The 14,475-nt window shown below is 64.2% G+C and carries 14 protein-coding genes; 4 read left to right on the forward strand and 10 right to left on the reverse strand.

Annotation, left to right across the window (positions count from 1 at the left end; translation table 11 throughout):
* Positions 1-26: 26 nt before the first annotated feature.
* The 9 genes from tnpC to ACWHMB_RS09605 all read right to left on the reverse strand — a co-directional run bounded on the left by tnpC (position 27) and on the right by ACWHMB_RS09605 (position 8,119).
* Positions 27-1,688, reverse strand: a complete 1,662-nt coding sequence (gene tnpC / locus ACWHMB_RS09565; RefSeq protein WP_377485456.1) for an IS66 family transposase — start codon at positions 1,686-1,688, stop codon at positions 27-29.
* A gap of 84 nt (positions 1,689-1,772) precedes the next feature.
* Entirely contained in the window at positions 1,773-2,111 is a 339-nt protein-coding gene (gene tnpB, locus ACWHMB_RS09570; RefSeq protein WP_377485453.1) for an IS66 family insertion sequence element accessory protein TnpB, read from the reverse strand.
* The gene (gene tnpA, locus ACWHMB_RS09575) at positions 2,108-2,503 is read right to left on the reverse strand and encodes an IS66-like element accessory protein TnpA (RefSeq protein ID WP_377516450.1); all 396 of its coding nucleotides are present in this window, start codon (positions 2,501-2,503) and stop codon (positions 2,108-2,110) included. The genes tnpB and tnpA overlap by 4 nt, the downstream gene beginning before the upstream one ends.
* A gap of 102 nt (positions 2,504-2,605) precedes the next feature.
* Positions 2,606-3,586: a Bug family tripartite tricarboxylate transporter substrate binding protein gene (locus ACWHMB_RS09580; RefSeq protein WP_377481324.1), complete on the reverse strand. Its 981-nt coding sequence runs from the start codon at positions 3,584-3,586 to the stop codon at positions 2,606-2,608.
* Between the two features lie 25 nt (positions 3,587-3,611).
* Positions 3,612-4,373, reverse strand: coding sequence for an SDR family NAD(P)-dependent oxidoreductase (locus tag ACWHMB_RS09585; protein ID WP_377481321.1), 762 nt, complete (start codon positions 4,371-4,373; stop codon positions 3,612-3,614).
* A gap of 33 nt (positions 4,374-4,406) precedes the next feature.
* Positions 4,407-5,651 (reverse strand): CaiB/BaiF CoA transferase family protein, encoded by a 1,245-nt coding sequence (locus ACWHMB_RS09590; RefSeq protein WP_377481317.1) that lies wholly within the window; start codon positions 5,649-5,651, stop codon positions 4,407-4,409.
* A gap of 19 nt (positions 5,652-5,670) precedes the next feature.
* Positions 5,671-6,474, reverse strand: a complete 804-nt coding sequence (locus ACWHMB_RS09595) for a 3-hydroxybutyrate dehydrogenase (RefSeq protein WP_377481314.1) — start codon at positions 6,472-6,474, stop codon at positions 5,671-5,673.
* Between the two features lie 5 nt (positions 6,475-6,479).
* Entirely contained in the window at positions 6,480-7,475 is a 996-nt protein-coding gene (locus tag ACWHMB_RS09600; RefSeq protein ID WP_377481311.1) for a Bug family tripartite tricarboxylate transporter substrate binding protein, read from the reverse strand.
* A gap of 74 nt (positions 7,476-7,549) precedes the next feature.
* Positions 7,550-8,119 carry a nuclear transport factor 2 family protein gene (locus tag ACWHMB_RS09605; protein WP_447648518.1) on the reverse strand — a complete coding sequence of 190 codons (570 nt, stop codon included), beginning with the start codon at positions 8,117-8,119 and terminating at the stop codon, positions 7,550-7,552.
* A gap of 71 nt (positions 8,120-8,190) precedes the next feature.
* On the opposite strand from ACWHMB_RS09605, the gene ACWHMB_RS09610 reads away from it, so the two are divergent.
* The 4 genes from ACWHMB_RS09610 to ACWHMB_RS09625 are packed head-to-tail and all read left to right on the forward strand — an operon-like array spanning position 8,191 to position 12,221.
* Complete coding sequence (locus ACWHMB_RS09610) at positions 8,191-9,000, forward strand: enoyl-CoA hydratase/isomerase family protein (RefSeq protein ID WP_377481306.1); 810 nt, start codon at positions 8,191-8,193, stop codon at positions 8,998-9,000.
* An 8-nt stretch (positions 9,001-9,008) separates the two neighbouring features.
* Positions 9,009-10,175: an acyl-CoA dehydrogenase family protein gene (locus tag ACWHMB_RS09615; protein WP_377481303.1), complete on the forward strand. Its 1,167-nt coding sequence runs from the start codon at positions 9,009-9,011 to the stop codon at positions 10,173-10,175.
* An 8-nt stretch (positions 10,176-10,183) separates the two neighbouring features.
* On the forward strand, positions 10,184-11,332 hold the full coding sequence (locus tag ACWHMB_RS09620) for an acyl-CoA dehydrogenase family protein (protein ID WP_377481300.1): 1,149 nt from the start codon (positions 10,184-10,186) through the stop codon (positions 11,330-11,332).
* A gap of 37 nt (positions 11,333-11,369) precedes the next feature.
* Positions 11,370-12,221 (forward strand): IclR family transcriptional regulator, encoded by an 852-nt coding sequence (locus ACWHMB_RS09625; RefSeq protein ID WP_377481297.1) that lies wholly within the window; start codon positions 11,370-11,372, stop codon positions 12,219-12,221.
* 122 nt (positions 12,222-12,343) lie between these two features.
* Here the strand turns inward: ACWHMB_RS09625 and ACWHMB_RS09630 are convergent, their stop codons facing one another.
* Positions 12,344-14,452: a 3-hydroxyacyl-CoA dehydrogenase NAD-binding domain-containing protein gene (locus ACWHMB_RS09630; RefSeq protein ID WP_377481294.1), complete on the reverse strand. Its 2,109-nt coding sequence runs from the start codon at positions 14,450-14,452 to the stop codon at positions 12,344-12,346.
* Positions 14,453-14,475: the final 23 nt, after the last annotated feature.

A 14,475-nucleotide genomic window follows, 5' to 3' on the forward strand; every position in this document is an offset into this window, starting at 1 on the left:
GTCAGCGATGAGCGTCTCGATGTTCTTCATCCGTTCACTGTATCGGCCAGTGGCTGCCAGCGATGCGGCAGCAAGTCCTCGATCCGGCTGTTCGGCTGCGTGGGCAGGCGCTGCAGCACGTCGCGCAGATAGGCCCAGGGATCGTGCCCGTTCATGCGCGCCGACTGCACCAGGCTCATCACGATGGCGGCCCGCTGGCCGGCCAGCTCGCTGCCCACGAACATCCATGCCCGGCGCCCCATGGCCCACGGCTTGATCTGGCGCTCCAGGTGGTTGTTGTCGATGGCGACCGCGCCGTCGTCCAGGTGACGCGTCAGCGCGGCCCAGTGCACCAGTGCGTAGTCGATGGCCCTGGCCGTCGGGCCACCGTCGGCCACCAGCCGGCGCTCCAGCTGCAACCAATGCTGCAGCTCCTGCCACAAAGGTTTGGCCAACCGCTGGCGATGTGCGCGGCGCTCATCGTCGCTGAGGTCCTTAAGCTCGGCCTCTATTCCGTAGATTCGCGCGAAGCGGCGCACCGCCTCCAGGCCCACCACGCTGGTGCCGCCCTGCGTCAGCTCCTCGAAGTTGCGGCGCGCGTGCGCGACGCAGGCGGCGCCCCGGCGGTCCGGGTACAGCCGCGGATCGACCACGGTCTCGTAAGCGCTGTAGCGGTCGGTCAGCAACGTGCCCGACCATCGCTCGCCGTGTCTTTCCAGGAATGCCAGCGGGTACTGCGCTCCGCGTCCCGCGCAGAACTCGTAGATCACACCGGGCACCGCGTCGTGCCAGCTTCTGGCGTAGGCCCAGACGTAGGCTCTTCGCGTCTTGCCCGCGCCCGGGTCCAGCAAGGCCACCGGGGTCTCGTCGGCGTGCAGCACTGCGCAGCTGAGGATGAAGCGCCTGAGTGCATCGTGCAGCGGCTCCAGCGCAGCCCCCGCCTGGCCGGCGATGGACGCCAGCGTGGAGCGCGGCGTGTGCACGCCGCTGCGGGCGTTGACCGTCTCTTGCCGGTAGTACGGCATGTGGTCCACGAAGCGGCTGATCAGCGTGTGCGCGACCAAGCCACTGGCGGCGATGCCGCCTTCGATGACCTGTGCGACGCTGGGCGCCTGGCGCAGCACTTGGCAGCAGCGGCAGGCCCACTTGCCGTAGATGTGGCGGTGCACGAAAAACTCGGCCGGCACGATGTCCAGCCGCTCGCTGATCTCCTCGCCGATGCGCGTCATGGGACGTCCGCAACCGGGCTCCTGGCAGTCGGTGTGTTCAGGCTCGTGACGGTGTTCCACACGGCGCAGGTGCTCGGGGAACGGGTTGCGGCGTGGCCTGCGCGAGGGCGCCTTGGTTGTCATGCCCGAGGCAGCGGCAGCAGCAGCGGCCGCCTCACGCCGAAGCCGCTCGAGCTGCTCGCGCAGGCCAGCCTCGTCCTCGGCCAGCGTCTCCTCGAACAGGCGACGCTGCTCGGCGTTCATGGCCTCGGACTTGGCGCCGAACTTCCAGCGCTTGAGCCTGGCCAGCTCGAAGGTGATCTTCTCGATCTTGGCCTCGCGCAGTGCGATCTCGCGGTCCTTGCGCTGCAGCAGCGCGTCACGCTCGGCCAACTGCTGCTCCTGGTCCTGCAGGCGCTGGCGCAACTGGGCAATCAGCGCGGCCGCCTCGGCCGACAGCCCAGAAGGATTCGTTGCAAGAAGATCGGCCGCGCCAAGCATAGAGCGTATGGTGCCCGAGCGTGCCGATGCAAACATCGGCACATCCACTGTCAACGCTCGCCAGGGGACGCTGGCGCCGACCTGTCAGGCCCGTGTGATGACACTGAGCTCGGCAAGACGCTGCCATGGCAGGCCCAGCACCAGGGCGTCGAACTGCGCCGGTGTGAGCGACAGCGAGGACGTCACGTTCGTCGCTCCAGGCCAGACGAAACGCCCGGCGTTGAGCCGACGCGCCGCGCACCACACGCCGAAGCCGTCGTGCACGAGCAGCTTGATGCGCGTGCCGCGGGCGTTGGCGAACAGGTAGCCGTGGTGCGCCTGCGCCGCGCCGAAGACCTGCACCACGCGTGCCAGCAGGCGTTCGGCTCCGGCGCGCATGTCGATCGGCTCGGCGGCCAGCCACATCGCGTCAATGCGGATCATTGCAGCAACTCGCGCATCCAGGCTGCGCACTCGGCTGCGGCACCTGCCGGCCAGGACACCGTGACCGTCGTCGGCCCGCGCCGCAGTTCGACGCGGATGTCCAGGGCCGGTGGCGTCGGCGCCGGCAGGCTGACAGGGACGAAGACCGTCTTGGACTCTTGCGCCTTGGCTGCGTTGCCGGCGTCTGCCCGCACGATGTCGCGGCTCGGCCGCATCTCTGCTTCGTGCACCCAGCGCCGAAGCAGGTTGGCGTTGATGCCGTGGGCCATCGCCACCGCGGCCATCGACATGCCCGGCTGCGCGCAGGCCGCTACCGCATCAGCTTTGAACTCATCGCTGTGCAGCCGACGCCGACGACGCGGACCGGCTTGTTGATCGGGGATAGTGTTCACGAGTCCACCAAGAGTTGAGGTGGACACGAGACTCCTATGCCACGAGCACGCTTTCAAGATGGGAGGACTGGACGCTCACCGACCACATGACGCCATTGCGCTTCAAGGCGTCAGGTTCAGATTGAGCGGTGTGATGACCTTTTCCCACAACTGCGCTTGACTGCGCATGAACTCGCCATAAGCTTCGGGCGAGAGGATGGGGCCCGATGTTGCGTCGGTACGCAGGCGATCATTTAGCGTTGGCGACCGCAGGCCGGTATTGAATGCCTGGTTGAGCCGGTTTACCACCGTGGCCGGAGTGCCGACCGGAGCCACTACACCGAACCAGGAATAAGCCACCGCATCCGGATATCCCGATTCCAGGAGAGTGGGGATAGCGTCCGCTGCCGGCACGCGCTGCTCGCTGAACATCGCCAGAATCTTGAGCTTGCCGTCACGCGCGTAAGGAAGGTAGTTCGTGAGGCCATCGAATGTGGCACTTACTTCACCGGACAGCACCGCCGTCAGCGCGGCGGCAGACCCTTTGTATGGTATGTCGCGCAGCTGGGTTTGCGTGGCCGCTTTGAACATCTCGCCTACCAAGTGTGAGGAGGCGCCCTGTCCGGAAGTGGAAAACGTCATCTGGTCGGGGTGAGCCTTGGCATAAGCCACGAATTCACGCAGGTCCTTTGCCGGTACGGAGGGGGACACGACCAGCGCGAAGGGGACAGTGCCGACCAAGGCCACGGGTGTGAAGTCCGTTGGTTTGTACGGGAGCTTCTTGAATAGCAGCGGATTGGTGGTGAGCGTGGTGGTCGCTGCCATGAGCAGGGTGTAGCCATCCGGTGCCGCTCGGGCTACCTGCTCAGCGCCCACAATGGTGCTGGCACCGGGGCGGTTTTCCACGACGATGGGCTGGCCCAACTGCTCACTGGCCTTCTGGGAGACGAGCCGCGCGAGCACGTCGGTCAGGCCGCCGGGCGGATAGGGCACCACCAGCTTCAGCGGTCGCGCGGGCCAGGCGGGTGCCTGCGCCAGAACGGCGGCTGGCGCGCACAGAGCACATAAGAGTATTCTGCGTGTGAGGGTGGTTGCTGTCTTCATGATGTCTCCTATGGGATGGTTTTGCTTACACAGCTTGCTTGCCGCCATCGACAGGCAAGGTGATGCCGTTGACATAGCTGGCTAGGTCCGAGGCCAGGAAGACCGCGGGGCCGGCAATCTCCTTTGCCTGGCCCAAGCGACCGGCGGGGATGCGCGCCATGAACCGGCCCAGGCGTTCGGGATCGTTGCGGGTCGACTCGGTCATTGCCGTCTCGATCACCCCGGGGGCGATGGCGTTGATGCGAATGCCATCAGCGCCCAGGTCGGCGGCCATGGACTGCGTGAGCATTTTGACCGCTCCCTTGGAGGGTGAGTAGCCCACGCATCCAGGCAGGCCGGTAAGTGCCGCGCCGGAGGCCAAGTTGATGACGCAGCCCTGAGTGCGGCGTAGTGCTGGCAGGAAGGCGTGCAACACGTTGAAGGTGCCGAAGTAGTTCACCTCCATCAGGCGGCGCACCGCCTCGGGGGCACGCGGGCTGTCCACCTTCTCGCGGATCATCAGGCCGGCGTTGTTTACCAGCACCCGCAGGTCGCCGATATCGCGTTCCACCGCCGTCGCCAGCTGTACGCAGGCGGCGGCGTTGCTCACGTCCAGCGCGTAGGTCCAGGCCCGGGCGCCGGCGGCTTCCACTTCGGCGCGCGTGTCGGCGCACGCCGCTTCGCTTAGGTCGGTGATGATGACGCGTGCGCCAGCGTTGGCATAGGCGACGGCAATGGCGCGACCGATACCGCGGCCCGCGCCGGTCACGAGGGCAATCTTGTTTTCCAGCAGTAGTACAGGCTTCATGATGGGATCCTGATGTGTTCGGTAGGGAGGGGGTCAGATAACGCCGTCGTCTCGTAGTTGCTTCAGCCGCGTCGCGTCATAGCCAGGCAATTGCATCAGTACTTCGTCGGTGTGCTGACCCAGGTCTGGTGGAGGCATGCGGTACTGCACCGGCGTGCTAGACAGGCGGATCGGGTTGGCCAGCATCGGCATGGCGCCGCGACGAGGGTGCCGCATCTGCACCACCATTCCGCGGTTTTGCACCTGTGGGTCGGAGAAGACTTCGTGCAATTCGTTGACCGGCCCGCAGGGCACGCCGGCTTCGGCCAGCGCGTCAATCCAATATCGTTTGGGATGCGCCAGAAAAATGGGTTCCAAAATGGCATTGAGCTCATCACGGTGGCGGATGCGATCTTGGTTGGTGGCGAAGCGGTGGTCGTTTGGCAGATCGGGCCGCCCCATTACTTGAGTGAACTTGCCCCACTGGGCCTTGTTGCCCACCACCAGCATCACGGCGCCGTCCTGGCAGCGGTACATCTGCGATGGTGCGGCCGTCGGAGACTTGGTGCCGCAGCGCGGCACCAAGTCTCCCGAGACCAAGTAGCCCATGGCTGCGTGCGACAGCGCTGCTACCTGAGAGTCCAGCAGGGCCAGATCGATGTATTGGCCCTCGCCTGACACAGCATCGCGGTGCTCCAGCGCTGTTAGGATGGCGACCGAGGCGTACATCCCAGCCATTAGATCCGACACGATCAGGCCCACTTTCTGGGGGCCGCCACCGGGCTCACCATCGGCATGCCCGGTGATGGCCATCAATCCGCCCATGCCTTGGAAGATGGAGTCGTAACCGGGCTTCTTGCGGTAAGGACCAGTCTGGCCGAAGCCTGTGATGGAGCAATACACCAGGCGTGGGTTGTCTGAACGCAGCGCGGCGTAGTCGAGCCCGTAGCGCGCAAGGTCGCCGACCTTGTAGTTCTCGATCAACACGTCGCAGGATAGGGCCAGCGCACGGATGATGGCCTGGCCCTCAGGCCGCGAGATGTCGACGCTTATCGACTTCTTATTGCGGTTGGCACTTAGGTAGAAGCCAGAGTCGCGAGTGGGCTGGTCTGCGTCATCGCGCAGAAAGGGTGGCCCGAGGCGGCGCGAGTCGTCACCTTCGCCCGGGCGTTCGACCTTGATCACCTCAGCGCCGAGATCGGCCAGCATCTGCCCGGCCCAGGGGCCGGCAAAGACTCGGCTCAGGTCCAGGACGCGAAGATGGGAAAGCGCACCGGGGCGCGGGGTTGTAGTTTTCATGGTGTTATTTACAGGGGAATCATCGGGCCAGCCATGCGCCGTCTACAGGCAAAGCAGCACCGCGAATCTCGTTCGCAGCCTCAGTGCACAGGAAGGCCACCAGCGCGGCCACCTGCTCGGGTGAGACGACCTGGCCCGAGGGCATGTTGGTCGCGGCGATACGTTGTTGTGCCTCGGTACGGGTGATCTGCTCGCGCTCGGCGAGCAGTTTGGCGTTGCGATAGAAGATGCGGGTGGAGACATCGCCTGGGCATACTGCGTTGCAGGTGATTGCCGTGGTGGCGGTTTCCAGCGCCACGGCCTTGGTCAGACCCACCAGCGCATGCTTGGAGGCGACATAGCTGCTGCGATCCACGCCGCCAACTAGGCCGTACACCGATGCGATGTTGACGATGCGGCCCCAGCCGCCGGCGCGCATGCCCGGAAGCGCGGTTCGAATTGTGTGAAAAGCGGCGTCCAGATTCAGTGCGAACACCTCGCGCCAGCGATGCGGTGGGTGTTGCTCCACCGGTCCCTTGTGCTGCGTGCCGGCGTTGTTCACGAGGATATCCAGCCGACCAAAGCGTTCCACCACGCGCGGCACCAAGCCTGAAACTTCGTTCTCACGCCTCAGATCGGCGTCGGCATGGCTCACGTCCACCGTGTGTGTGAAGGCAAGTTCCTCGCATAGATTGGTGATGGCCTGAGTCTCGCCAAAACCATTGAGCATGACGGTGCAGCCTTGTGCTGCCAAGCTGCGGGCCACTGCTAAGCCGATGCCGTCGGTAGAGCCGGTGATCAGCGCGACGCGTCCCGACAGCGCCCGCGGGGTGCGGTTCGTCATGGAGATCAGATTTCCAGGCTGATGTTCAACGGCTTGATGATTCGCTCCCAGTTGCGAGTGTGTGTTTCGATCAGGTCGCCGAACTGCTGCGGGGTGAGGATGGGCGCCGAAGCGCCGTCTTGTGCAATGCGGGCGTGTACATCGGCCGATTGCAGCGCTTCGTTGGTAGCCTGGTTCAGCAGCTCAACGATGGCCTGCGGGGTGCGCGCCGGAGCGAGCAGGCCATACCAAGAGGCTGCCTTCATATCCGGCAGGCCCGCTTCGGCGAAGGTAGGCACCTGTGGCGCGGCTTGCGAGCGGCTGTCGCCGGTAATGGCAATGCCCTTGAGCTTGCCGCTACGAAACAGCGGAGCGGAGGTGGCGATGCCGTCAAAGAAGAGTTGCACATGGCCTGCTATCAGGTCGCTCAACGCCGGACCCGCCCCGCGGTATGGAATCATGTTGAGTTTCACACCCGCCAGCGCGTTGAACATCTCGCCCACCAAGTGTGTAGAACTGCCCAGGCCCAAGGTGGCAAGGTTCAGAGTGCCGGGCGTGGCTTTTTCCAGCGCGATCAATTCGGTCAGCGTGTTCGCCGGTACAGAGGGGTGCGCGCTGAGTACGAATGGTGTCAACCCGGTCAGCGCCACCGGCACGAAGTCAGTGGGCTTGTAAGGCAGTTTTTTGAACAAAAAGGGGTTGGTCGAAATCGTCGTAGTAACGGCCATCAGCAAGGTGTATCCGTCTGGCGCTGATTTGGCCACTGCTTCGGCACCAATGATCGTCGAGCCACCAGCCTTGTTTTCCACGATTACCGGTTGGCCCAGCTTGATTGACATTTTTTGTGCCACTAGGCGCGACACGATGTCGGTGAAACCACCCACGGCATAGGGCACCACGATCCGAATCGGCTTGCTGGGGTAAGTGTCGGCATACGCCACCTCGGTGACCCAGGAGACACCCGATGCGGCTAAGGCCATCAAGGTGTGGCGGCGTGAGATGCCGGTGGGGTGCTCATTCATGGTGTCTCCTTTGAGAAGTCGTAGGTCAATATTTCGAAACTAATTCCAATTTTTGCTATTAGTGGGCCAAGCTGTCAAATGTGATCTTTCTGAGAAGTTGGGTCAGCTTGCGCGCGTACTGCCGTCAGGAAGGCATACAGCGGGTCCTTCAAGAGGCGTCCACCGTTGGGTTGGCGCTTGCCGAACAGGTTGTCGTTGTCTTGCGCTAGCTCCCGACGGGTGCGTTCCTCGATCCAGTCGTACACCACGATGCGGTCTGCTATGCGCCAGTGGTCCCGGCGCTTCTCAAATCGGTCAAGATAGCGGCCACACAAGAAGGTTTCATGTGTCGGTGTCGCGCCGTTCGTCTGCAACGCGAGGAAGCTGCTTTCCACGGCAGCGATGTCGCCATGCAGCTCGATCAGGATGTTGGAGATTTGGTGCACGCCCCGCCCACCCGAGCGCAGGCGCGGCAGTGCCTGGGCGAAGAACCCTTCAACATTGCCCACGTAGGCCCCGTGGCGGTCATGGGCATCGGGCCAGTACGCGGTGCGAAGTACCTCCTCGTTGGCGCGATCGATGCCGCGGCAGTAACGGTACAGGCAATCACGGATGGCCTCTTTGTCCATCAGTTCCTGCAGCATGGCTTGACAGTTGTACTCCATGGGATGACAATGTAGCGGCAAAACGGAACTGTGTCCACTCAGTGGATTTAATAAACCTAAGCGAGACCTCCATGACTCCTGACTACGCGCGTTACAAATACCTGTCGATCCAGTGCGACAACGGCATCGCCACCCTCATGCTGAATCAGCCCGAAAATCGCAACGCCATCCACGCCGAGATGCACGCGGAGTTGGAGCATGTGTGGCTGGACCTGCAACACGACCCGCAGGTGAACGTGATCGTGCTGACCGGTGCCGGCAAGATTTTTTCCGCCGGAGGTGACATCAAGCGTATGGTCAGTCGCTTCGGTACCGAGGAGGCTTGGCGCTTCGCACTGGCCACGCCGGGGTCAACCAAGCGCCTGTTCCAGAGCATCCTGGAAGTGGAGAAGCCCATCGTGGCCGCGATCAACGGTGACGCCGTGGGCCTGGGTGCTACGTTGGCGTTGTTTGCCGATTCGACCGTGATTTCGGAGACGGCCAAATTCGGCGATTCTCATGTCAAGGTAGGACTGGTGGCCGGCGATGGTGGCGCGGTGATCTGGCCAATTTTGGTTGGTCCGAACCGCGCCAAGGAATTCCTGATGCGCGGCAAGTTGATGAGCGGCGCTGAGGCGCAGACCATGGGCTTGATTAACCACGCGGCCCCGCCCGAGCAAGTTCTGGAGGAGGCGATGAAGATCGCTCGCGAGTTGAATGCGGTGCCGCCCCTCGCGGTGCGCTGGACAAAGCTTTCGGTTAATAAATGGATCAAGCAGCAGCTGAACCTGATCCTGGACGCCTCCATTGCCTACGAGATGCTATCGATGAACTCGCAGGATCACCTCGAGGCGGCGAAAGCTTTTCTCGAGAAGCGTCCGCCGGTGTTCAAGGGCATTTGAGGTCGGTCATGAGCGAGCAAGCCACCCAGAAGGACTGGAATTCCCTCGACGATGAGGACTTCCGGGGTATCGCCGCGGCCTTCTTCCAGCGGCATGTGCCGCAGCATCTGCGCCACCTGAGCCGCCGGCCCAGGTGGGCAGAGGTCAAGGATTGGTACCTGACCCTGTCGAAATCCGGTTGGCTCGTGCCCAGTTGGCCCAGGGAGTGGGGCGGCATGGGTCTGACCCAGTCCAAAATCCTAGTGTATTTGGAGGAGTTGGAACGCAGCGGCGCGCCGCGCGTGATGGACCAAGGTCTGATGAACATCGGCCCGTTGCTGATCGCGCGCGGCACCGACGAACAGCGCAGGCGCTTCCTGCCCAAAATCCTGGCGGGCGAGCACACTTGGTGCCAGGGCTACTCCGAGCCCAACGCCGGCTCCGACCTCGCCAGCCTGCGCACCGAGGCGCGCATCGAGGGGGACGAGTTCGTGATCAACGGTCAGAAGATCTGGACCAGCGTTGCCTTCGACGCCACACACATGTTCGCCCTGGTGCGCACCGACAAGACGGTGAAGAAGCAGGCGGGCATTAGCTTCGTCATGATCGACATGCGCCAACCCGGCATCACCGTGCGGCCCATCCGCAACATTGCCGGCCACGAGGAGCTGTGCGAGGTGTTCCTGGACAACGTGCGCACTCCGGTCGCCAACATGGTGGGCGAGCTCAACGATGGCTGGAACGTGGCCAAGGCGCTGCTTGGTTTCGAGCGCATCTGGTCCGGCTCGCCGCGCCAGTCCATGCTGGCTCTGCTGCGCCTGCAGAAGTTGGCCCAGGCCAGCGGAAAGGTCGGCGACCCGGCCTTCGCGGACAAACTCACGCAGGTCACAATGGATGTGCTCGACTCGGCTGCCGCCTACGAGCGCTTCGCGCAGATCATGCGCACCGGCGGCAGCTTTGGCTTCGAGGTTTCCATGCTCAAGATCTGGGCCACCGAAACTTGCCAGCGCGTCACCGAGTTGATGGTGGAGGCCGCCGGTGACCTGGGTGCCTTGTTGGGCGACGTCGACGTCGACGGCGAGGAAATGGACATCCTCTATCCCTTCTTGGAGTGCCGTGCCTTCACCATCTACGGCGGCTCCAGCCAGGTGCAGCGCAACATCCTGAGCAAGAACGTCCTGGACTTGCCTTCCTGAGAAAGACCATGCAGGAAAACACCCTATCCGATGCGCAGCAGCAAATTGAGATGCTGCGTGAAAGCGCGGCCGGCTATGTCGGCCGCAATATTGACATGAAGCGCCTGAGGGCCCGCCGCGGTACGCTGCCGGGCTATGAAGCCGAGCACCTGCGCCATATGGCTGAACTGGGCTGGCTGGGTATCGTGGTGCCCGAGGTGTACGGTGGCTTGGGCCTGGGCTTCGCCGAACTGGCCGTGGTGCTGCAGGAGTTGGGTAAGGGCTTGATGGCCGATCCTCTGGTGCCAGCTACCTTCGCGGCCCGCGTGTTGCTGCACGGCGATAACGAGGCGCTCAAGCAAACCCTGCTGCCACGGTTGTTGGACGCCAGCCTGTTGCCCTGCGTGGCTTGGCAGGAAGGCTTGGGCTCCCTTGATACCGCTGCGATCGAGACGCGGGTCGAGGCCGATGGCGCTGCCGACCTGCTGCTCAGCGGCGCCAAGCGTTTCGTCGCTGGTGCGGCTGGCGCGGGCGGGTTCATCGTCAGCGCGCGTGGAGCGACGGGTTGTGGCCTGTACTGGATCGATGCAAAGGCGCAAGGTCTGACGATACACCACGAGCAGCGCGCCGACGAAACGCCCAGCGGCTTGTTGCAGTTCGACAAAGTGCGAGTCACCCCCTCCCAAGTGGTCAGTGCGGCCAGCCCGGAGGGCCTTGCCGCACTTGAACGCGCGCTGGACGAAGCGACAGTCTTGGCTGGCGCGGAGATGCAGGGCGTGATTGAGGCGGCGCTGCAGATGGCGCTCGGTTATATGCGCACTCGCGTGCAGTTTGGCAAGCCGATCGGCAGCTTCCAGGCTTTGCAGCACAAAGCCTCTGACTTGTACGTGCAGCAGGAACTGGTACGCGCCGTGCGCGACGAGGCGGTGCATGTGCTTGACGTCGACACGCCGACGGTCGAACGGGTACGGATGGCGAGTCGCTTCAAGGCGCGGGCCAGCGACAGTGGGCTACGCATCACGCGCGAAGTGATCCAGTTGCATGGTGCCATCGGCTTCACCGATGAATACGATGCGGGTCTGTACCTAAAGCGCGCACTCGTGCTGTCGGCGTGGCTGGGAAATGCCAGCGCACATCGTCGCCGTTTCACCGCATTGCAGCAGGAGAATGGGATATAGTTGTTCCAAGGTTCGGAATGCGGACCAGGAGAATTCCATGATTCGTGCCGTTGGACGCGCACTCGCCATTTTTGACGCCTACGACAACGAGCACTTAAGTCTTTCGCTGCAGGAGATCGCAGAACGCATTCGCATGCCCAAGACCACGGCTTTCCGCTTGGTCAACACGCTGGAGCGAGCCGGTTTCTTGGTGCGCATGGACAACCAGCAGTATTGCTTGTCGCTCAAACTGGCGCGACTCGGTGGGCTGGTGCGCAGCACCCTGAGCGTTCGTGAAATTGCGCGGCCGATCATGGTGCAGGTCAATGAGCAAACCTCGGAGACCATCACGCTTAACGCCATCGTCGGTAATGACCGCATGGTGCTGGAGGTGGTGGACACGCCGGCGCCCCTGATGTCCATGGCGCGCCCGGGTCAACACATGCCCCTGTATCTGGGGGCGAGTAGCCGCATCCTGCTGGCCTACATGGAATCGCAAGACTTGGAACGGGTGGTCAAGGCCAACATGAGCGAGTCAAACTTCGACCGCGGGGCCTTCAACCGGGAGTTGACGCGTTTTCGTCGTCAAGGTTATGCCATTTCGCGCGGCCAGCGCGTGCCGGGACTGACCGCCATTGCGGTGCCCATTTTCGACCTCCATGGCGCAGTGCGCCACTGCCTGGCACTGACCGGCCCCAGCATACGGGTGGATTCGCTCGACCAGGAACTAGCCGACATCCTGCTCGCCGCAGGCCGTGACATCTCCACGCGCCTCGGCGCCAGCCCCGAACACTCAGCCGACTTGAAACTGCTCATGGCGGAAACCGCGGTCGATGTTCCCGAGCCAGGGCGAAAAAAACCAGCAGCCAAGAAGGCTAGGGCAACGGCAGCCGCCAGCATGGCGGAGTGAAACGTAGGCGATCCCCGGCTCGTGAGTTGGTGATCCAAAAAAAATCCCCGCAACGCGGGGCTTTCTGCTGGGACTACCGACACCCGACGGTTGGGGCGTGGTCTCTACTTCCCTTCGCGCCATCAGGCGTTGCGCGGAGCATTGCCCAGTTCCTTGAAGCTGCTACCTTCCTCGGCCAGTTTCTTGAGCAACGGCGCTGGTGTCCAGAACGCACCGTGCTGCGCGTGGAATTGGCAGATACGCTGGTACACCGTGGCCAGGCCCACGGTGTCGGCGTAGAACATCGGGCCGCCGCGCCACGCGGGGAAGCCGTAGCCGTTCACGTAGATCAGGTCGATGTCGGAGGCGCGCTGGGCGATGCCTTCCTGCAGCACCTTGGCACCCTCGTTCACCAGCGCGTAGATGCAGCGCTCCACGATCTCCTCGTCGGTGATGGCGCGGCGCTGGATGCCTGCCTCGCGCGCGCACTCCTCGATGATCTGGCTCACCACGGTGTCCGGCACCGGCGTGCGGCTGCCGGCTTCGTAGCGGTAGAAGCCGGCGCCGGTCTTCTGGCCGAAGCGGCCCAGCTCGCACAGGCGGTCGGCTACTTTGGAGTAGCGCAGGTGCGCCGGCCGGGTGGCGGCCTGGCGCTTGCGGCTGGACCAACTGATGTCCAGGCCGGCCAGGTCCGACATGGCGAAGCGGCCCATGGCCAAGCCGAACTTCTGCAGCGCGCCATCGACCTGCTGCGGCAAGGCACCTTCCTCCAGCAGGAACTCGGCCTCGCGTGCGTACTGCGCCACCATGCGGTTGCCCACAAAGCCGTCGCACACGCCGACCAGCACCGGCAGCTTGCCGATCTGGCGTGCCATCGCCATGGAGGAGGCGATCACCCCGGGCGCGGTGGCCTGGCCGCGCACGACCTCCACCAGCCGCATCACGTTGGCCGGGCTGAAGAAGTGCAGGCCTATCACCGAGCCGGGGCGGGTGGTGGTAGCGGCGATCTCGTTCACATCCAGGCGGGAGGTGTTGGTGGCCAGGATCGCATCGGCCTTGCTCAGGGCGTCGAGCTTGCGAAAGAGCTCTTTCTTGACGTCCATATCCTCGAACACCGCCTCGATCACCAGGTCGGCGCCTGCGACCTGCCCGAAATCCAGGGTGGGCACGATGCGGGCGATGCGCGCGTCGGCCTCTTCGCGCGCCAGCTTGCCCTTGGCCACCGTGCCGTCGTAGTTCTTGCGGATGGTGGCCAGGCCGCGATCCAGCGCTTCCTGTCTGGCCTCGACCAGCGTCACGGGAATGCCGGCGTTGGCAAAGCTCATCGCAATGCCGCCGCCCATGGTGCCGGCGCCGATCACCGCCACCGAGCGTACCGGGGCGACCGGCGTGTCGGCCGGGAGGTCGGGGATCTTGGCGGCGGCGCGCTCGGCCAGGAACAGGTGGCGCAGCGCCTTGGACTCGGTGCCGTTGACCAGCACGTCGAAGCGCTGGCGCTCGAATTGCATGCCTTCGTCGAAAGGCATAGACACCGCGGCCTCGATGCAGGCCAGGCATTCCAGCGGCGCGGGCAGGCCGCGCTTGGCTTTGGCCAGCTTCTCGCGCTGCGTCTCGAACCAGCCCGCCTCGGCCGGCGCGGCGGCCTGGCGGCGCGAGGCCACCGGGTGCTCGCTGCGGCCGCTGACGCGGGCCGCGAAGTCCAGCGCCGCGGGCAGCAGTTCGCCGGCTGCGACCTCATCCACCAGGCCTATCGCCAGGGCCTCGTCGGCGCCCACGGGATTGCCTTCGACGATCATGCGCAGGGCCGCTTCCACGCCCGCCAGCCGCGGCAGTCGCTGAGTGCCGCCGCCGCCGGGCAGCAGGCCCAGCTTGACCTCGGGCAGGCCCAGCTTGGCGTCGCGCTGGGCAATGCGGTAATGGCAGCCCATGGCGAACTCCAGGCCCAGACCCAGTGCGTTGCCGTGGATGGCGGCGATCACCGGCTTGGTGGATGCCTCGATCTGTTTGACAATGGTGCGCGAGCTCGGCTCGGCCCGCGAGGCCGGGGTGTTGAAGGCCTTGACGTCGGCTCCGCCGCAAAAGAGCTTGCCGGCGCCGGTGATCACGATGGCCTGCACCTGCGCATCGGCCCACGCGGCTTCTAGCTGCGCCGCCAGCTCCTGGCGCACCGCATGGCCCATGGCGTTCACGGGGGGATTGTTCAGGGTGATGACGGCGGTGCCGCCCTGGACGGAGTAATTGTCGGTTGTCATAGCGGCATAGTCTATTCCGTGGA

The organism is Ottowia pentelensis (genome assembly GCF_964341695.1).